Source organism: Rahnella woolbedingensis, from assembly GCF_003602095.1.
Classification (GTDB): domain Bacteria; phylum Pseudomonadota; class Gammaproteobacteria; order Enterobacterales; family Enterobacteriaceae; genus Rahnella; species Rahnella woolbedingensis.
Genome location: NZ_RAHH01000034.1, coordinates 1 through 18,362, shown reverse-complemented (window position 1 = coordinate 18,362; position 18,362 = coordinate 1). Strand labels below are relative to the sequence as shown.

At 50.3% G+C, this 18,362-nt stretch carries 17 protein-coding genes and 2 pseudogenes; 12 read left to right on the top strand and 7 right to left on the bottom strand.

What is annotated here, in order from left to right:
* Positions 1–279 precede the first annotated feature (279 nt).
* From D6C13_RS21930 to D6C13_RS21910, 5 genes are all read left to right on the top strand, one after another.
* Complete coding sequence (locus D6C13_RS21930; protein WP_120134803.1) at positions 280–2,523, top strand: inverse autotransporter beta domain-containing protein; 2,244 nt, start codon at positions 280–282, stop codon at positions 2,521–2,523.
* 57 nt (positions 2,524–2,580) lie between these two features.
* Positions 2,581–3,474 carry a SinI family autotransporter-associated protein gene (locus D6C13_RS21925; RefSeq protein WP_147408192.1) on the top strand — a complete coding sequence of 298 codons (894 nt, stop codon included), beginning with the start codon at positions 2,581–2,583 and terminating at the stop codon, positions 3,472–3,474.
* Positions 3,475–3,545: 71 nt separating this feature from the next.
* Positions 3,546–3,944, top strand: a complete 399-nt coding sequence (locus D6C13_RS21920; RefSeq protein WP_147408191.1) for a hypothetical protein — start codon at positions 3,546–3,548, stop codon at positions 3,942–3,944.
* A 39-nt stretch (positions 3,945–3,983) separates the two neighbouring features.
* Positions 3,984–4,652, top strand: a complete 669-nt coding sequence (locus D6C13_RS21915) for an Ig-like domain-containing protein (protein ID WP_167458062.1) — start codon at positions 3,984–3,986, stop codon at positions 4,650–4,652.
* A 58-nt stretch (positions 4,653–4,710) separates the two neighbouring features.
* Positions 4,711–4,962: a hypothetical protein gene (locus tag D6C13_RS21910; RefSeq protein WP_120134798.1), complete on the top strand. Its 252-nt coding sequence runs from the start codon at positions 4,711–4,713 to the stop codon at positions 4,960–4,962.
* Positions 4,963–4,986: 24 nt separating this feature from the next.
* On the opposite strand, the pseudogene D6C13_RS26230 reads toward D6C13_RS21910, so the two are convergent.
* Together D6C13_RS26230 and D6C13_RS21905 are read right to left on the bottom strand one after the other, a co-directional pair.
* Positions 4,987–5,055 (bottom strand): annotated as a pseudogene (locus tag D6C13_RS26230) (hypothetical protein); the annotation flags it as partial.
* Positions 5,048–6,439 carry an aldehyde dehydrogenase family protein gene (locus tag D6C13_RS21905; RefSeq protein ID WP_120134797.1) on the bottom strand — a complete coding sequence of 464 codons (1,392 nt, stop codon included), beginning with the start codon at positions 6,437–6,439 and terminating at the stop codon, positions 5,048–5,050. The pseudogene D6C13_RS26230 and the gene D6C13_RS21905, both read right to left, overlap by 8 nt.
* A 100-nt stretch (positions 6,440–6,539) precedes the next feature.
* Between D6C13_RS21905 and ptrR the strand changes: the two genes are divergently transcribed.
* The 3 genes from ptrR to D6C13_RS21890 all read left to right on the top strand — a co-directional run bounded on the left by ptrR (position 6,540) and on the right by D6C13_RS21890 (position 9,111).
* Positions 6,540–7,424 (top strand): putrescine utilization regulator PtrR, encoded by an 885-nt coding sequence (gene ptrR / locus D6C13_RS21900; RefSeq protein WP_120134795.1) that lies wholly within the window; start codon positions 6,540–6,542, stop codon positions 7,422–7,424.
* Positions 7,425–7,960: 536 nt separating this feature from the next.
* Positions 7,961–8,368 carry an H-NS family histone-like protein gene (locus D6C13_RS21895; RefSeq protein WP_120134793.1) on the top strand — a complete coding sequence of 136 codons (408 nt, stop codon included), beginning with the start codon at positions 7,961–7,963 and terminating at the stop codon, positions 8,366–8,368.
* A gap of 209 nt (positions 8,369–8,577) precedes the next feature.
* Positions 8,578–9,111 carry a cytochrome b gene (locus D6C13_RS21890; protein WP_120134791.1) on the top strand — a complete coding sequence of 178 codons (534 nt, stop codon included), beginning with the start codon at positions 8,578–8,580 and terminating at the stop codon, positions 9,109–9,111.
* A gap of 43 nt (positions 9,112–9,154) precedes the next feature.
* Here the strand turns inward: D6C13_RS21890 and panE are convergent, their stop codons facing one another.
* On the bottom strand, positions 9,155–10,078 hold the full coding sequence (panE, locus tag D6C13_RS21885; RefSeq protein WP_120134790.1) for a 2-dehydropantoate 2-reductase: 924 nt from the start codon (positions 10,076–10,078) through the stop codon (positions 9,155–9,157).
* 175 nt (positions 10,079–10,253) lie between these two features.
* On the opposite strand from panE, the gene D6C13_RS21880 reads away from it, so the two are divergent.
* On the top strand, positions 10,254–10,559 hold the full coding sequence (locus D6C13_RS21880) for a Fic family protein (RefSeq protein ID WP_279630076.1): 306 nt from the start codon (positions 10,254–10,256) through the stop codon (positions 10,557–10,559).
* 29 nt (positions 10,560–10,588) lie between these two features.
* Here the strand turns inward: D6C13_RS21880 and D6C13_RS21875 are convergent, their stop codons facing one another.
* The 4 genes from D6C13_RS21875 to rhaS (D6C13_RS21860) form a co-directional block, all read right to left on the bottom strand.
* A complete protein-coding gene (locus tag D6C13_RS21875) occupies positions 10,589–11,611 on the bottom strand; it encodes an ABC transporter permease (protein ID WP_425272742.1) in 1,023 nt (340 codons plus the stop codon).
* Complete coding sequence (locus D6C13_RS21870; protein WP_120134788.1) at positions 11,608–12,621, bottom strand: ABC transporter permease; 1,014 nt, start codon at positions 12,619–12,621, stop codon at positions 11,608–11,610. Before D6C13_RS21870 ends, D6C13_RS21875 begins: the two co-directional genes overlap by 4 nt.
* The gene (locus D6C13_RS21865; protein WP_120134786.1) at positions 12,618–14,132 is read right to left on the bottom strand and encodes a sugar ABC transporter ATP-binding protein; all 1,515 of its coding nucleotides are present in this window, start codon (positions 14,130–14,132) and stop codon (positions 12,618–12,620) included. The genes D6C13_RS21870 and D6C13_RS21865 overlap by 4 nt, the downstream gene beginning before the upstream one ends.
* A 67-nt stretch (positions 14,133–14,199) precedes the next feature.
* A complete protein-coding gene (gene rhaS / locus D6C13_RS21860; RefSeq protein WP_120134785.1) occupies positions 14,200–15,192 on the bottom strand; it encodes a rhamnose ABC transporter substrate-binding protein in 993 nt (330 codons plus the stop codon).
* Between the two features lie 412 nt (positions 15,193–15,604).
* On the opposite strand from rhaS (D6C13_RS21860), the gene rhaS (D6C13_RS21855) reads away from it, so the two are divergent.
* The 3 genes and pseudogenes from rhaS (D6C13_RS21855) to D6C13_RS21845 all read left to right on the top strand — a co-directional run.
* Positions 15,605–16,423 carry an HTH-type transcriptional activator RhaS gene (gene rhaS, locus D6C13_RS21855; protein WP_120134783.1) on the top strand — a complete coding sequence of 273 codons (819 nt, stop codon included), beginning with the start codon at positions 15,605–15,607 and terminating at the stop codon, positions 16,421–16,423.
* A gap of 191 nt (positions 16,424–16,614) precedes the next feature.
* A complete protein-coding gene (gene aldA, locus D6C13_RS21850; RefSeq protein ID WP_120134781.1) occupies positions 16,615–18,054 on the top strand; it encodes an aldehyde dehydrogenase in 1,440 nt (479 codons plus the stop codon).
* Between the two features lie 86 nt (positions 18,055–18,140).
* Positions 18,141–18,257, top strand: a pseudogene (locus tag D6C13_RS21845) (IS5/IS1182 family transposase); the annotation flags it as partial.
* Positions 18,258–18,362: the final 105 nt, after the last annotated feature.

The window sequence follows — 18,362 nt, the reverse complement described above, 5'->3', positions numbered from 1 at the left end:
GTTGATTTATTGTGTTTTGTTTGCTAAAAATTAATTTGTAAATGATTAATTTACTCCCGTCATGTCTAAAAGAGGACGTTGCAGTAGTCTGCGTTCGTCGTTATTCTTTGCCACATCAAACAAGGTGTGTCTAATTATTCGTCAGGTGTTTTTAAAATAATCCTCGCGCTAACTAAACGTATGTAGTGGTTTTTAATATTCCAGGCGACTCGGTCATCATCAGGACTATGTAATTTGCTTCTTACTTACGGTATTTGAACGCTCATTGGTCAAACGCAAATGAAACAATTAATTTTAATTTCATTAATAATGTCATTGCTTTTGCAGATGACAACAAAAAACGCTTATGCCGCTGAAAAATTAAATTTGCCTGAATTAGGGAGCAATACCAGTACTGTAAAGAATGATGAACAGGGACTAAAAGATGAGAAGAGTCCTCTGTTACAGAAAACCGCTCAGGTGGTGAGCAGTGAAGCCCAGCAGGATTTTAATAATCTGACACCAGAAGGCATGCAGTCTCAGCTTTTTCAATATGGGAAGGGGATCGCAACGAGTGCCTTGCAGAATCAGGCAGAAAAATTACTCTCGCCCTATGGCCACATCAGCACGCAGATTAGCGTCGATGACCAGGGGAGCCTGGAAGGTTCATCCATGGATTATTTGATCCCATGGTATACCGGCAGCAGCAACTTATTTTTTACTCAGTTCTCTGCTCACAATACTGATAGCAGGACGATTGCTAATTTTGGTGCGGGTATTCGCCATAACATCAACAAAGACTGGCTGATCGGGCTCAACACTTTTTACGATTATGATATTACCCGTAATCACCGTCGCGCCGGTTTCGGTGCTGAAGCCTGGACTAACTATTTAAAACTGAGCAGCAACTATTACCTGCCTTTGTCTTCCTGGAAAGACTCTCCTGACATTGAAGATTATGAAGAGCGTCCGGCACGGGGCTGGGACACACGCGTTCAGGCTTATTTACCTTCATATCCGCAACTCGGGGCTTCGCTGGTCTACGAAAAGTATTACGGTGAGCAGGTTGCATTGTTTGGCACTGATAATCTTCAAAAGAACCCTTCCGCTGTCACGCTGGGGGTAGATTACACCCCTGTGCCAATGGTGACGGTGGGCATGGGTTATAAAAAGGGGAATTCTGATAACAGTGAATTCACAACTGATGTTGCCCTAAATTATCGGATTGGAGTCCCGCTTGCTGATCAGATGGACACATCGGCGGTTGCGCAAATGCGTACGCTGGCGGGCAGTCGTATGGACTTTGTGGATCGTAACAATCACATCGTCCTCGAATATCGCGAGAAAAAAGATCTGGATATCGGCCTGTACCTCAAACCAACAGGTACCGCGCCAGAGTGCATCATCGCTGACGATCCCTCGCAGGCACAGGCTTACGAAGGATGTCACTGGACGATAAATGCGTCCATCACCTCACATCTGGATATTAAGAGCGCGCAGTGGGTTCCTGCGGGAGGCTTTAACCCGGAAAGTAAGCTGAATTTGCCTGCTTTATCGCCAGAAAAGAATATCAGTACAGGGCAGAATAACCACTGGACGCTGACGTTCCCGGCCTGGGAAGATTCAACGGATCCGAACGCCAATAAATACACACTTTCTGTGTTGCTGGCAGACAGTAAAGGCCATACCAAACAATCGAACGCTGTAGATATTCTTGTTACCGAAGCGCCGGTTAACTATCAGTTGGTGATTAATGACGCGGGCGAGCAGAAAAAAGCCATCCGTATTATTTCGAAAGGAAATAATGCCGTTTATCTGGAAGCTAGCGGAAGTAAAATCTCCGGGCTCGCCGGTGAAACTACACCGCTGGCGGCGGAAAATCTGAATATGAAATTCCACGCTTACCGGATGGACGATAAAAACCATTCTCATGAAGTGCAAATATATTCAGCGCGGAGTGAATGCGATACCAAAGAAGAATGCCTTTATTACGTGAGTGTTCCCGATAAAGGTAAAGCAGTGGTTGGAAGCACGAAAAGTGGAGTTTATTCCGTCGTTGCCTCGCCGCAAGATAAAACTTCCGTGAATACCAATCCTGTGATGATCGATTTTTCGCAAGCCCAGCAGGTTATTTATACAGCGATTGTCGACAAAGAAAATCCAACGGTGAATCTGACGGCAACCAAAGGAACTACCCTGCAATTAGGGCACGAATATGAATTTAAAGTGGCGTATGACACTAATAATAATGGTCAGTGGGATGCCAGTGACCGTGAGACAGTTTCAGACACTGACCTGACACCGATAATTTCCCTCATCAATTACCGGTGGCAGTTTTCAGGAAATAGTGCAACCGGAACGCCGGGAGGTTATGCATTACCTGTAACGGATAATCACAATATAATTCTTCCAAATACTAACGCTCAGGCCAGTGAGGTATTTAATGGCGCAGGCGCAGATGGGATTCAGGGATATCAGCTTAAAGTTGATTACCAGTTAACGCAGGCCGGTATTGAAACAGTCGACAGACTTCGGGCGAAATAATCTCGTAGTCAGGCTAATTCAAATTCGATAAATTTATATTTAATGAGTGACTTTACTATGAAAACTTTTAATAAAACACTGCTCGCAACGCTGTTGCTGGCGGGCTGTTCCCATTTTGCCTTCGCTGACGTCACTGGCAGTGCCGGGCAAATTATAGGTACCAAGCCTGTCCTGCGCGGAACCGGTGCGGGTGCGACAGATCATACAATTTCGTTCGCTAACGGGCATGAAAGCGGGTCAGTAACGGGAATGGCAGTCGGTGATAAAATCACGTTAAGCTATAAGCTCATTGATTCCGAGGGCGATACGGATAACAGTACTTCAACTATTCAGTGGTTTACGAGTTCAGACGGCAAAGGGAAAGATAAAAAAATCATTTCTGATGCTGCAGGGAAAAGTTCCTACACGCTGGTGGAAGCGGATGCCGGTTTGTATATCGGTGCGGAGATTGTCGAAAAAACGTCTACCGGTTTACCGACGGATGGCTTGTCTATTCTGGTCGATGATATCAGCCAGAACGACCCTTCCGATAATATTCCCGATGGTCCGGTCGTAGGCGGTAAAGTGGCGACGATGATTGTTGATACCACGGATCCAGATACTAACCTGATCGGCAAATCTAATAGCAGCCTGATCCTCGGCCATACTTATCAGTTCAAAATCTGGTATGACACCAATAATAACAATGTCTGGGATGCTGGCGAAGTGGATGCGTCAACTAATTATAGCTATTCCTGGAACTTTGACGGCACGTCAGCGACTACCGGCACTGCGGGTGGTAAAGCTGTAAGTTCTACTGATAACAAAGACCTGACATTACCAACCACCAATACGGATGCGAAAAATATCTTTGCTACCGCAGGCGCAGACGGTATTCAGGGTTATCAGTTACAGGTTGATTATACTGCCAAAGTGAAAGGTGTACTGAAATCAGGTAGCCGCAAAAAATAAGCATCAATGGTAATAGTGGCATTGGCACATGAGTGTTCAATGCCACAAATGTATATCGGAATTTAATGCTGATGAATTCATTGAATAACACATTGATAAAACCGAAAACCAATAAAAATGCCAGAGCAGCGATATTATTAATAGGGTTGCTCAGTACGTCTTTATGGGCTAATGGCACAGAGACGACCTACAGTACAGGCAGAATTACTGGAACCCCGCCGGTTTTTTATAATAAAGACAGACTGCCCGGGCATATTAATATTGTCCGTCAGAATGTCGTGGTTGATGACAACGACGGGTTAGATATCAATGACGACCTTCAGTTATCGTGGGATTTCTCAGATCAGGAAGGGGATCTGCAAGACCCGGTGTCTGAAATAGAATGGGTGTGCAAAACGCCGTCAAATGAGGAACGCGTTATTGCTACCGATACTAAAAATTACGTTGTAAGTTCTGCTGATAAAGCCTGAACTATCGGAGTGAAAATTACTCCCAGAACCCTTACCGGATTGCCGCAGGAAAATACCCGCATAGAGATTGAAGATATCAGCAGCTATGCAGACGGCGATAATATCCCTGACGGACCCGTCAATCCACACAGTATTAATGTTCTCTCTTATACCCTTGCGCCTAATGATCCTAATTCGCTGTTAGATGTGGATGTCAGTAAAAAACTTACGACGGCTTTTTCCGGTGCTCAGTTGCGGGTTGTCACGGATAACCCGGCGGAGGAACTCGAATGGAGCAGTAGCAATGATGCTATTGCGACAGTTTCGGATACCGGGCTTGTGACGTTTAAAGCTAAAGGCGGAGTTAAAATCACTGGCCGCCATAATGAGGTGAGAGCCTCGATTATTTTCAATCCGCAATTATTCTTCCACTTCAGTCAGAAATCGATGAACTGGCATGACGCAAATGACTGGTGTGAAAACCAGGGGTATCGCTTACCTACTGCGGATGAACTTTCGGTGCAGAAAAATAAACGCGAGGCGTCCAGCGGCTCCCTATGGCAGGAATGGGGGAAAAGCATTGATGATGTGCCTCATGCCGGTGTGGTGTTCTGGTCTTCTGATTTGATCATTGCCGCTGAGGATGCCTATGACTACATGTATACCAAAGACGGCAGCGTTACCTCCAATACTTCTGACAGAAGCGAAGGTTTCGCCTGTGTTGAGTAACCCGGATGAAACCCGCAAATAGCGTAAACGCCGACAATCTGCTTTGAAAGGAAATGGTATGAAACTACTGAAAGATGAAGAAGCATTCAGAACCTGGATGACGGAAGACTATTTTAATTGTCAAAGCGACCTCCCTCCGACTTTCGAAGCCGGTGAACTTGAAGGTGAAGTTATCCGCCAGATGCCGGATAACTATCCTTGTCTGGTGTTTGTACTGGAGGAAGCTGTAAATACAGAGCCTCAGGCCCTGCGTTTTGTGACCTGTGAACAGGTCAGGGAGTGGGCGAAAATCATGGGGATCATTGCTTAATGTTCCGTGGAACTCTCCATAATTCTAATCATAATCACAGGATTGTAAAATCCTGTGATTATGATGACTACCGGTACGGCAGTGCTTATTTTCTGTCGCTCCACACCGTCTGCACGTTACAGAACTCGCGTAATCCGAAGTGTGAAAGCTCCCGACCATAGCCGCTTTTCTTCACCCCACCGAACGCCACCCGGGGATCGGAGGCGCTGTATCCGTTGATAAACACACCGCCAGTTTCCAGTTCAGCGGTCATTTTGTTCGCCAGTTCAGTATCCGCCGTATAAATCGTGGCGCTCAGACCGAAATCGCTGTCATTCGCCAGTTCGACGGCATGGTCAGCATCGCGGGCGACTGTGATGGCCGCCACCGGACCGAACAGTTCCTGACGAAATGCGGTCATATCCGGTGTCACGTGGCTTAAAATGGTTGGCGCATAGAAATTACCGTTTCCGGCAATCTTCCCGCCACCAAGCAGTAAAGTCGCGCCTTCGTCCAGACTGTCCTTCACCTGTTTATCCAGCTCATCGCGCAGATCGAAACGCGCCATCGGACCAATGTATGTCGCTTCATCCAGCGGATCGCCCATCACCAGCGCCTGTGTGGCGGCAACAAATTTTGCGGTAAAAGCTTCCAGCACACCTTCTTCAACGATGAAGCGTTTGGCCGCGGCACACACTTGTCCGGTGTTCTGATAACGACTGGCAACTGCCGCTATTACGGCTTCATCCAGATTTGCGTCATTGAGCACGATGAACGGATCAGAACCGCCAAGTTCCAGTACACATTTTTTCAGTGATTTACCGGCCAGCTCTGCAATGGCTGCACCGGCACGAACGCTGCCGGTGACAGTCACGGCGACGACACGCGGGTCCGCAATCAGTTCTGCCACTGCCGGAGTTCCGACATTAATTACGCCAAACGCACCTGCCGGAAAACCCGCCTTCAGCGCGGCTTGCTTCACCAGATAAGTGGTACCCATGACATTCGGTGCCGGTTTTAACAAAAAAGTGTTGCCCGCCAGCAGCGCAGGCACGGCACCGCGTAAAATCTGCCACACCGGGAAATTCCACGGCATAATCGCCAGGATCATACCTGATGGCCGGTAATGAATGTGCGCTTCGCCGTTATCGACCATGGTCGGTTCCGGTGCCAGCATCGTCGAACCGTTTTTAGCGTACCACTCACATAAACCCGCGGACTTTTCTACTTCGGCGCGAGCCTGTTTCACCGGCTTACCCATTTCAAGGGCGATCATACGGGCGATATCGTTGCCGGCGTTGCGCAGTTCAGTCGCCAGATTGACCAGCAGTATGGCCCGCTGTGCGATATCAGTTTTGCGCCACTGCTTAAATGCCGCGCTGCCCTGCGAAACTGCTGCTTCAAGTGCCAGCGTAGTGTCAAAAGGGTATTCACCGAAACGCTCGCCGGTGAACGGATTCTGTGAAATGGCATGTGTTTGCGAATTAGTTGTCGTCATAATTTATTCCTCGTTAAACCAGTGCGTTCAGAATAGAGGCTTGCAGGTTTTAATAAAAATGAATAAAAATAAGTAAACCGTTCACTTTTTGAGAAAGACTATGACTTTGTCACAACTCGAGATGTTCCGTGCTGTTGCCGAAACCGGCAGTATCAGCGCCGCAGCGCAGCGGGTGCATCGTGTTCCGTCGAACCTGACCACGCGCATTAAGCAGCTTGAGGCGGAACTGGGCGTCGAATTATTTATTCGCGAGAATCAGCGGTTACGTCTTTCGCCTGCCGGACGTAACTTTCTCGATTACAACAACCGGATTTTGGATTTAGTAGAAGAGGCGCGGATGTCGGTGACCGGAACAGAACCGCAGGGGATTTTCGCGCTTGGCGCGCTAGAAAGTACCGCCGCCGTGCGTATCCCGGCGTTGCTGGCGCGCTACCATCAGCAATTCACCAAAGTTGAACTGGCGCTGAGCACCGGCCCTTCGGGTGAGTTGCTGGATAAATTGCTCGACGGGGAACTGGAAGCGACGTTTGTCGACGGGCCGGTTCTGCATCCTGTGCTGGATGGTGTACCGGTATTTCCGGAGGAGATGGTGATTGTCGCGCCGTTGCACCATTCGCCCGTCACGCGTGGGCAGGACGTGAACGGGGAGATCGTGTATGCTTTTCGCTCCAACTGTTCTTACCGGCGTCATTTTGAAAGCTGGTTCGCCGATGATGGCGCTGCGGCGGGAAAAATTTACGAGATGGAGTCCTATCACGGCATGCTGGCATGTGTCATTGCCGGCGGCGGGCTGGCGCTGATGCCACGCAGTATGCTGGAAAGTATGCCCGGCAGCAGTACGGTAAGCATCTGGCCGCTGGCCGACAATTACCGTTATCTGACGACATGGCTGGTATGGCGGCGTGGGATCCTGACCAGAAATTTAACTGAGTTTGCGAGCATGGCCAGAGAACTGACCATCAGCCTTCAGCAACCTGCAAAATAATCTGCCAGTCCAGCGCCAGTTTCAGCGCAACACAGCCAGCACAAACGACAAAAATGGTTTTGAACATAATATTCAGGGGACACGTTTTGTGATTTAGATCTCATTTTACAGTCTGATCTGTTTAATCGCTTCTAAAAAATGGTGCAGAAGATGCCTTTTCTAACCGAATTTTTTCGAAATGGATATTCGGAATATGGAAATTATGCGCACATAAAGACGAGGTTTCGACAAGTTTGTACATAATAGCAACACTGTTTATTCACGCGCTGATACTATTAACAAAGTGCAGAAATTGCGATTAATAATATTTTTCGGGTAATTTTTAAGACTTTGAAGTGATTTATTCGTGAAAGTTTTAATTATCCAGCGGCAACAAGTTGTTATGAAATGGGGTATTAACAATTAATGTCATAGAGCGGCGGTTACCGGCGGTGTGTTACCGGCAATAATATTACGCTGGCGCAATTGATATCATTATTTCTTTGTGTAGAATCAGTGTCACTAATTTAATGATATCCCTCTAAAGTGAGCACATCATGGACAACGCGTTAAACGTTTTGAATAATATCCGTACACTTCGGGCACAGGCTCGTGAAATGCCGCTGAGCACTCTGGAAGAAATTCTTGAGAAAATGACTGCTATTGTTGAAGAATCACGCGAAAATGTGAAAGCGCGCAGTGCGCAACAGCAGGAACGTGACGAGAAATTACTGAAATACCGTGAAATGCTGGCAAACGACGGCATCGCTATCGACGACCTGCTGGGCCACCAGCCGACGAAAGAATCCGGTAAAGCTAAGCGTAAACCACGCCCGGCAATTTATGAGTATACCGACACCGACGGTTCTAAAAAGACCTGGACCGGCCAGGGTCGCACGCCTTCTGCCATTAAAGCCGCACTTGATGGTGGCGCCACATTAGAGAGTTTCCTGATCGCGCGTTAATCAGGCTATCGGTGTGTTCAGTGTTTTCTGCCTTGCAAACCGCAGGGCAGATAACACATTTTTTGATTTTTCATTTTCACTCTGCGATTCCCTTTTTGAGACCTTAATACCCCCGCATACTGTCATTCCGCACCGTCGTATAATTCCTCTTAATGTAAGCTTAAGTCTCAGTAAGTAAGGTTAACGTATCTTCGTTTACCGGAACTGCTATGCGTACCCGATATTCTTCAGCGCAAATTGTGCTCCACTGGCTGGTGTTTGTTTTAGTGGTGCTTACCTATGCCACAATGGATTTAAAAGGAGACTTTGCAAAAGGTACGCCAGAGCGTGAATTATTAGCACTTACCCATTACAGCCTGGGTTTTTGCGTATTATTCCTGATGTGTGTGCGCCTGTTTGTTCGCGGGATGTATGTCACTCCGCCGGTAAAACCTGCGTTACCGCGCATACAGCATTATTTGTCCGGTGCCACGCAGGGTCTTATATATCTGATGTTTCTTGGCTTACCGGTGCTGGGCATTTTGTCCCAATATTATGACGGGCATGACTGGACGATGTTTAACATTCTCATGCCGAAAAGCGTTTTTCCTGATATCCCTTTACACAAACTTTTAAAAAACCTGCATGAATGGCTCGCCACTGCGGGTTATTATCTCATCGGATTACATGCGCTGGCGGCGCTCTGGCATCATTATCGCCGGCGCGATAACACTCTGATCAGAATGTTATTTGCCCGAAAATAGCCCGCAAAAGTGCGGGCTGCTGAGCCGCTGGCGAGAGTGCCCGTCAGGCGATTTCGCGGCTATTCTGGTACACGCATAAATGCGTATAAGCAGCCTGAAGATGTGGAATGCTGATGCCCACCCGCGTTGCCCGCTCGACTAAATCACCCACAATCTGTTCCGCTTCAATTGGATTTCCCTGCATCATATCGCGATACATGGAGGAGGTTTGCGGAGAGTTTTTATCGGTCACCGATCCCCTGACTTTTGCCACCGCCGCCGCGCGTTCCGCGTAGCCAAAGGCTTTCATGGTGGTCAGTGCTTCGGTAACGATGGCCTGTGCGAACTCTGTTCCGCCAGGTGCACAAGCCACCTGACCGATGTTTCCACGCATGGTGCAGGTGATGGCACCGAGGCTCGACAGCAGCAGCCATTTCTCCCACAGATCAGTCATAATCGTTTCCGAAAGGGTGGCTTCGACACCAGCACTCTGAAACGCCTGATCGACTTTCAGAATACGTTCGGTTTTTTCGCCGGACAGTTCGCCATAAACAATCTGGTGCAACGGCGTCATCTGGTGAATATGCCCGTCGGCATCCAGCGTCGCGTTGATTTTACACAATCCACCTATCAGGGCGTGTTCACCGAAACGCAGGCTCAACGTCTCCATGTGTTTCATCCCGTTCAGAACCGGCATCACCATCGTGTTTTCACCGACAACCGGCGCGATATCTTTCATCGCGGCTTCCAGCCCGAAGCTTTTAACGGTCAGCAAAATCAGATCATAAGGGCCAGCCAGCTGAGATGCCTGCAAGACATTGGGCTGAAAATGGAAATCCCCGTGGGGACTGTGTACGGTCAGCCCGTCCTGCTGCACGGCGAGCGCGCGTTTTTCTCGTAAAAGAAACGTCACATCCTGCCCGGCCTGCGCCAGCCGCGCACCAAAATATCCGCCGGTCGCGCCCGCGCCTACAACTAAAATCCGCATATGTTTTCCTCTGCTCAAAGACATTTAGAAATAAACCCATGGGTTTAAACTACGGGAGACAGTACCTTTTAATCAAGAGCAGGAATAACGGATTAAGTGACGAAGAGAAAAGAAGAATTTTTGATGATTTTGTCGCGTGATACTATTAAGTTTCATTTTCTATAAGGAGTACCGAATGGCAGATTATCAGCCATCGTTGATTGCCAGTTGCATTTTCCATTACGAATTTGAATTCATCCACCCGTTTGCTGATGGCAACGGAAGAATGGGGTGTTTATGGCAGACGCTCATCCTGAGTCAGTGGCGACCTGAACTCGCCTGGCTGCCGGTAGAAACGCTGATCCATAATCAGCAACAGAATTATTACCGCGTGTTGGGTGAATGCGGCCGCGCCAGTGACTGCACGGCATTTGTCGCATTTATGCTGGAGAAACTGGTCGAGGCATTACGCGAAGGGATTGAAACTCAACTCTCGAACTAGACTCCCCGCCGGCAGGCGGGAGTCCGTAATTATATTCTCCGCGCCATCACTTTGCGGTAGAGCACCGGCAGCGAAATCACCACGATCAACATCGCACCGACAATCACCGACATCACAATCCCCGGCACATTCAGCAGGCTGAGGCCGAAGGTCAGCAATCCCATCAGGAACGCGGCGATAATCACGCCGGTCATGCTGCCGGAACCGCCGAGCACGCTGACACCGCCAAGCACCGCCATGGTGATCACGCTCAGTTCCCAGCCGAGTGCGAGCGTCGGACGCGTGCTGCCAAGCCGTGACGTCAGCAGCACTGCCGCCAGCCCGGACATCACACCGACCAGCACAAACAGCGTCAGGTTATGGCGTTTCACGTTAATCCCGGAATACCACGCGGCGACCGGATTGTTGCCGATGGCGTAAGTGCGGCGGCCAAAATTGGTTTTGTGCAGCAGGAAATAAAACACTGCACCGAGCACAAGGAACAGCGCGAATTCAAACGACAGCGGCCCCCAGACATAACCCTGACCAAACCACGCAAAACTGGCGGGATATTTATTCAGCGACTGATCACCGAGCAGTACATAGGTAATGCCGCGGAAAAGACTCATGGTGCCGATGGTGATCACGATAGATGAAAGATTCAGCCGTGTGACCAGCAACCCGTTAATCAGCCCGCACAGCAAGCCTACGCTCAGCCCGACACCGACCAGCGCGGGCGTCGGCAAACCGGCCTGTGCGCAGAATCCCATAATGGTGGAACTCAGCGCCATAGTGGAGGCGACCGATAAATCGATTTCGCGGGCGATAATCAGCATCGCCATCGGCAGCACAATGATGGCTTTTTCGGTGAAGTTAAACGTTGCGTCCGACAGATTCCATATATTAAGAAAATACGGCGAGGCGAACGCATTCACCACAAACACCAGCAGCGTCACCAGCAGCAAGAATCCTTCCCAGCACATCAGCCGACGGAAAAACGGCGTGACGGCCATGGTGGATTTTTCTCCGGCGGCGGAATGCGGCGTGTTGCGCGAAGTTAAGGTCTTACTCATGAGCTTGCTCCGGTTTCAGGACGCACAGGCTGGACGGCGAGGGAGTGACGCAAAATCAGCCGTCCTTTACGTTTGTTGGCGCGTTCGTTGAGGATCACTGCAATCACAATCACGCCCCCGGAAATCGCCATCTGCCAGAACGGTGACACTTCAATCACCGGCAGGGCATTGTTAATGACGCCCAGGAACAGCGCGCCGAGCAGGCAACCGACCACTGAGCCGATGCCACCCATGGTGCTGATCCCGCCGATAACGCACGCCGCGACAATCTGCAATTCAAAGCCGTTGGCAACATCCACGTAGGCGACAGCAAAACGTGAAATCCACAGATAGCCGCAGAATCCGGCCAGCGCACCGGAAAGGCAAAAGCTGACGAATTGCATTTTGCCCGCGTTGATGCCGGTGTAATACGCTGCCGTGGCGTTGCCGCCCGCGGTATATAAAGCGCGTCCGGTACGGCTGTAACGCAGAAAATAGGCCACCAGAATCAGTGCGGCAATTGCGCACCAGCCAAGCAGTGGCAGACCGATAAAGGTCGCACGCGGCAGACTGAGAAATTGCGGACTCATCTGATGGGCGTTGATCCAGCCACCGTTGGAAAGCAGAAAAATAATGCCGCGATAAATGCTCATTGTGCCAAGCGTGACCACAATCGGCGGAATACCGACTTTCCACACCAGCAGGCCATTAATCGCGCCCAACACCAGCCCGAGAATCGTCGCCAGTAACACCAGCGACCACACCGGAATGTCCGGGTGATGGAAGTTAATCAGCGCGACAATCATGCCGGTCAGCGCCAGATTGGCGGCCATTGATAAATCGATTCCTTTGGTCAGCAACACCATCATCTGCCCGAGTGCCAGGATGATCAGAATCGACGTGTCATTAAACATTTCCAGCAGGTTTCCGGCACCCACAAATTCCGGTGAGCGCGCACCAACGCCAAGTACCATCAGCACTATCACCACAGCCAGCAACAGCTCGCGATTTTTCAGCAGGTTTTTGATCATGCTGCCTCCTTGCCTGCGCCGCTGGCGGCACTGACAATCATTTCTGCGCTGGCTTCACCGGCCTTAAATTCCGCCACCATCAGCCCTTCATGCATCACGATGATGCGGTCGCTCATACCCATCACTTCCGGTAATTCGGAAGACACCATAATCACCGCCAGCCCGCGCCCGACCAGCTCAGACATAAACTGATGCACCGCCGCTTTCGAACCGATATCAATGCCTTTGGTCGGCTCATCGAGAATGATGATGTCCGGTCTGGTCGCCAGCCATTTGGCAATCACCACTTTTTGCTGATTGCCGCCTGAAAGCGTACCGACTGCTTGTTTCCAGCTCGATGCTTTCACCTGCAACCGTTTGGCGTAATCGTCGGCCAGCGCCCACTCTTTTTTGTCATTGAGCACACCGCGCGGATTCAATTGGCTGAGTTGCGGCAGGCTGATGTTCTGGCTGATAGGCAAATCAATAATCGTCCCTTGTTTCTGGCGCTCTTCCGGCACATACACAATCCCCGCGCGGATGGCCTGAGAAGGGCGGGAGAAATGCTGCTCTTTACCGTGGATAAGGATCTTTCCGCCGCCAGGCTGCGTGACGCCAAACAGCGCCTGCATCAGTTCGGTTCTTCCCGCGCCAACCAGCCCGTAAAAGCCCAGAATCTCTCCTTTGCGTAGTGAAAAATTAATGCCCGCAAATTCGGTCGGATGGCTGAAGTTTTGCACCTCAAGCACCGTTTCGCCTGGCTCGCAGTTCACTTTCGGGTAAGCCTGACTGACTTCGCGGCCGACCATCATGGTCACCATCTGCTGCTCGCTGATGTCGCTGATTTTGCCGGAACCGACATAACTGCCATCGCGCAAAACCGTGTAGTAATCAGAAATGGAGAAGATTTCGTCGAACTTATGCGAGATAAACAGGATGGCTTTGCCTTCACGTTTCAGGCGTTCAACAATCTGATAGAACTCAACGATTTCATGCTGCGAAAGGGCGGCGGTCGGTTCATCGAGAATAACGACCTGCGCATCAAACGACAACGCACGGGCAATTGCCACCATATGACGCTGGGCAATACTCAGGTCTTTCAGGGTGGCATGCGGATCAATATTGACTTCAAGGCGCGTCAGAATATCGCGCGCCTGCTGATGCATGACCGGCCAGTTCAGGCGTTTAAACAGCCCGCGGTAAACATAGTGGCCGACGAAAATGTTCTCGGTGACGGAAAGCTCGTCGAACAGCACGGTTTCCTGATGAATGGCGGTAATACCGACTTTGTGCGCGGATTCCGGATTCGGCAGTTTGATCGGAATGGCTTTATAACGCAGTTCGCCTTCTTCCGGCTGATAAATACCGGTCATGACTTTGACCAGTGTCGATTTCCCCGCGCCGTTTTCGCCAATCAGGGCGGTTACTTTTCCCGGATACAAATCCACGTGAACGTTATTTAACGCCCTGACACCCGGAAAGACTTTGCTGATGCCTTTTAATGATAAAAGTGGCGTCGTTGAGTCTGTCATTTCAGTTCCCCTGTCTGGCAAAGCACAACAAAACGGCTCACCGCATCACGATGAGCCGCATTCAGGATCAGAAGATTTTAGAGAATTTGTCGATGTTGCTGGCGTCGTAGATAAACGGTTCGGCCATTGCGCCGCTGCCGTCTGCATCCAGTTTCACTTTGCCTAAACGACCCATGCTGGCTTCAGTTTTGGTGGCGGTGCCTTTGACCAGGTCGTCTGCCAGATAGGTGGCGGCGTAGCCCAGATCAATCGGGTTCCAGATGGCGAAGCTTTTGGTCGCACCGGATTTCACGGCACCGGCCATTTCAGATGGCAGACCCAGACCGGTCACGTAAACCTTGCCGATTTTGCCCTGATCTTTCACCGCCTGCGCGGCGGCCACGATCCCGACCGAAGAAGGGGAAATAATCACTTTCAGGTCAGGATAGGATTTCAGTAAGCCGATGGTTTCACGGTAGCTTTTATCTGACAAATCGTCACCATATGCGACAGTCACCAGATTCACCGAAGGATATTTCGGCAGCACCTTTTTCATCTCAGCAATCCAAAGATTCTGGTTGGTGGAGGTTGGCGTGGCGCTCAGGATTGCCACATCGCCTTTCTGTACGTTCAGAGCTTTCAGCGCATCAGCGGCCAGTTTGACGTTGGTTTCGCCGATCAGCGCGTTGTTGGAAGGATTGAGGTGGATCTGGCGACCCTCTTTGGCAACGCCGGAATCCCACGACACCACTTTAATGCCGCGCTGCATGGCTTTTTTCAATACCGGCACCAGTGCATCCGGGTCATTGGCGGAAACGGCAATCGCATCGACGCCCTGTGCGATCAGCCCGTTCAGCACTTCAATCTGTGCTTCGGCGGTGGTGGTGGTCGGACCGGTATAAATCACTTTCACATCGCCGAGTTCTTTCGCTGCCTGCTGCGCACCGACGTTTGCCGCTTCAAAAAAACCATTGCCCAGTGATTTTGCCACCAGCGCAATTTTCACTTCTGCCGATGCCGCGCCTGCCAGCAAGATGCTGCTCGCGATCAGGGTAAGGCTCAGTACGTGTTTTAATTTCATTGTTTGTACTCCGCATGCGGTTCGCATAAATCTGCAAAAAAGTTTAACGACGAAAAGTTGCCGACGCGCCAGGCGCATGATCACGACTCTAGGAGTTTGCAGACAGACTGACCTTTCCGCGAGTGCCAGTTCAGTGTCAACTATGGCAAAGACACAAAGGTTTGAGCGAACAACCTCACAAATTGATAACAATCTTGTATCGGTCACGCCAAACGGTCAGAAAAACACACATTACCGGTCGTGAAAACCCGCACTGAAATAAGGCATAAAGCGGCGCCACACGCCGGATAACGCAGGATTTTGTCAGGAAGGAAAAGTTTTAATCAAAAGCGGCTGGCGGATCACAGTTTCAGCCTTATGGCCGCCCCGCCGACGACTAAGATATTACGATAATGTTAATAAGGAGCCGGAAATGACCGTGTTGCGCAGTAGTGAGTATTTCCCCTCAGAAGATTTCCCGGTCGCTGTTGAACCCCGTTATCCGCAGGAGACATTTCCTGAGCATCATCATCAGGATTTCGATGAAATTGTGCTGGTCGAGCAGGGCACAGGCACGCACGTTTTTAACGATCAGCCGCTGATCCTCAGTGCAGGCAGCGTCTGTTTTGTCCGCCACAACGACCATCATCTTTATGAAGATACCGATAATTTACATCTGACCAACGTGCTGTATCGCAGCCCGAACGCCTTTCGTTTCCTCAATGGCGTCAGCGATTTGTTGCCGCAGGAGGTGGGCGGGATTTATCCGGCGCACTGGCGCATCAGTCCGAATCAGATAATTCAGGCCAAAACCCTGATTGACCTGCTGGCGCGCAAGCCGTTCAGCCCATCACCGGAAAATCAGGCACAGCAGGAACTGTACTTTATGCAACTCTTATTGTTGCTGCGCAAAGGCAGCCGCGACGTGGGGTATCGCGGGCAGGGCGGTGAGCTGAATAATCTGCTGGACTGGATGAACGAGCATTACGACGAGGACATCGACTGGCCGGAACTGGCCGCGCAGTTCTCAATGTCGCTGCGTACCTTGCACCGTCAGATGAAACAGCAAACCGGCTGCACGCCGCTCAATTACCTCAACCGCCTGCGTCTGCTCAACGCGCGCAATATGCTGCGGTTCAGCGACAGTCCGATCACTGAAATTGCCCACAATTGTGGTTTTTGCGACAGCAATTACTTCTCCACATTGTTCAAACGTGAATTCGGCTACGCCCCGCGCAGTATCAGACAGTGAACTCCCTTATTTGCAGAAATGTTATGTCGGGCAGTCCGATCATGACATTTTTGCCATTCTTGAAAATTAAATGGCAATCACGGAAAGGTAAAAACCAGTCGGATAGAACAGGCTGTTAAAACTTCACAAAAAAGAACTTTTTTATTAACAACTCGTTCATCACCTCTATCCGTACTTTGGAGACTCTTTACATGAGCACAGTTCAGAAACGTATGTATATCAACGGCGAATTCGTTGAAAACACCGGCGGAAAGTGGATTGACGTTGTGAATCCGGCGACAGAACAGGTGATTTCGCAGATCCCTGAAGGCTCGGCAGAAGATGCCAGAAGAGCCATAGATGCAGCTGAAGCAGCGCAACCAGGCTGGGAGGCATTACCTGCGGTGGAACGCGGCGTATGGCTGCATAAAATCGCGGCCGGTATCCGCGAGCGCGAAGCCGAACTGACTGAAACCATTATTGCCGAAGGCGGCAAAACCTACGGCCTGGCGCAGACTGAAGTGCTGTTCACCGCAGATTATCTCGATTACATGGCTGAATGGGCACGCCGTTACGAAGGCGAAATCATTCAGAGCGACCGGCCAAACGAAAACATCTTTGTGTTCCGCAAAGCCATAGGTGTGACTACCGGTATTCTGCCGTGGAACTTCCCGTTCTTCCTGATCGCCCGTAAAGCCGCACCGGCACTGATCACCGGTAACACCATCGTCATCAAACCTAGCGAAATTACGCCAAACAATGCGGTGATTTTCGCAGAAATCATTCACAAAATTGGTCTGCCAAAAGGCGTGCTGAATATTGTGACCGGTTACGGTCCGACCGTTGGTCAGGAACTGGCGGCGAACCCGAAAGTCGGCATGGTCAGTCTGACCGGCAGCGTGGCGGCGGGTATCGCCACCATGACCGCCGCAGCACAAAACGTCACCAAAGTTTCGCTGGAACTGGGCGGTAAAGCGCCAGCCATCGTGATGAATGACGCGGATTTGGATCTGGCAGTCAAAGCGATTGTCAGCTCACGCGTCATTAATACCGGGCAAGTCTGTAACTGCGCCGAACGTGTGTACGTGCAGGAAGGCGTGTACGACGAATTCATTTCGCGCATCGGCGAAGCAATGAAGAAAGTCACGTTCGGTAATACGGCTGAACAAAAAGAGCTGGATATGGGGCCGCTGATCAGCGGTGCGGCGTTGCAGCGCGTGGAAGAGAAAGTGGCAAAAGCCGTGTCGCAGGGCGCGAAAGTGCTGCTGGGCGGCAAGCGTCACGGCGACAAAGGTTTCTTCTATCAGCCAACGGTGCTGGTCGATGTGACACAGGATATGCCGATCATGCACGAAGAAGTCTTTGGTCCGGTGCTGCCGGTTGCGACATTCAAAACGCTGGATGAGGCGATTGCGATGGCCAATGACAGTGAATATGGCCTGACGTCGTCGATTTACACCAGCAATATCAACACCGCAATGCAAGCGCTGAAACAGCTGAAATTTGGCGAGACTTACATCAACCGCGAAAACTTTGAAGCGATGCAGGGCTTCCATGCAGGCTGGCGCAAATCGGGTGTCGGCGGTGCGGACGGCAAACACGGCTTGCAGGAATATCTGCAAACGCACGTGGCCTACCTTCAGTTCCACTAAGCGTTGTGTGATGTGAGTTAATGATAAAAAACCAGCCGGATCGGGAAAATTCCGATCCGGTTAAGAATTTGCCCGCGCACTGACCCCTGGCTACTTCCACCGTACTGATGCTTAAACGTGTCTTTCGTCTCACGCAACGTGCCACTCAGCGTTTCATTGATTCCATTTTTATGTTAATGAAGCTTCCGCTTCGTTGCCCTGATTTATTCAAAAAAGCGCTTTAAAAGGGCGTTGTTGAATAAATCGGATTTAGATAAAAGCTCCCCTCGTCGCTGACTCCCTCAGGCAATCCGTACACTTTCTGGCAT

Bases quoted from the DNA above. Each gene is read 5' to 3' on its own strand.
- panE (WP_120134790.1), bottom strand. From the start codon at position 10,078: ATGCGGATTTTAGTTGTAGGCGCGGGCGCGACCGGCGGATATTTTGGT.
- D6C13_RS21905 (WP_120134797.1), bottom strand. From the start codon at position 6,439: ATGACGACAACTAATTCGCAAACACATGCCATTTCACAGAATCCGTTC.
- D6C13_RS21870 (WP_120134788.1), bottom strand. From the start codon at position 12,621: ATGATCAAAAACCTGCTGAAAAATCGCGAGCTGTTGCTGGCTGTGGTG.
- D6C13_RS21910 (WP_120134798.1), top strand. From the start codon at position 4,711: ATGAAACTACTGAAAGATGAAGAAGCATTCAGAACCTGGATGACGGAA.
- ptrR (WP_120134795.1), top strand. From the start codon at position 6,540: ATGACTTTGTCACAACTCGAGATGTTCCGTGCTGTTGCCGAAACCGGC.
- D6C13_RS21880 (WP_279630076.1), top strand. From the start codon at position 10,254: ATGGCAGATTATCAGCCATCGTTGATTGCCAGTTGCATTTTCCATTAC.
- D6C13_RS21930 (WP_120134803.1), top strand. From the start codon at position 280: ATGAAACAATTAATTTTAATTTCATTAATAATGTCATTGCTTTTGCAG.
- D6C13_RS21895 (WP_120134793.1), top strand. From the start codon at position 7,961: ATGGACAACGCGTTAAACGTTTTGAATAATATCCGTACACTTCGGGCA.
- rhaS (WP_120134785.1), bottom strand. From the start codon at position 15,192: ATGAAATTAAAACACGTACTGAGCCTTACCCTGATCGCGAGCAGCATC.
- D6C13_RS21890 (WP_120134791.1), top strand. From the start codon at position 8,578: ATGCGTACCCGATATTCTTCAGCGCAAATTGTGCTCCACTGGCTGGTG.
- D6C13_RS21925 (WP_147408192.1), top strand. From the start codon at position 2,581: ATGAAAACTTTTAATAAAACACTGCTCGCAACGCTGTTGCTGGCGGGC.
- rhaS (WP_120134783.1), top strand. From the start codon at position 15,605: ATGACCGTGTTGCGCAGTAGTGAGTATTTCCCCTCAGAAGATTTCCCG.
- D6C13_RS21920 (WP_147408191.1), top strand. From the start codon at position 3,546: ATGAATTCATTGAATAACACATTGATAAAACCGAAAACCAATAAAAAT.
- D6C13_RS21865 (WP_120134786.1), bottom strand. From the start codon at position 14,132: ATGACAGACTCAACGACGCCACTTTTATCATTAAAAGGCATCAGCAAA.
- aldA (WP_120134781.1), top strand. From the start codon at position 16,615: ATGAGCACAGTTCAGAAACGTATGTATATCAACGGCGAATTCGTTGAA.
- D6C13_RS21875 (WP_425272742.1), bottom strand. From the start codon at position 11,611: ATGAGTAAGACCTTAACTTCGCGCAACACGCCGCATTCCGCCGCCGGA.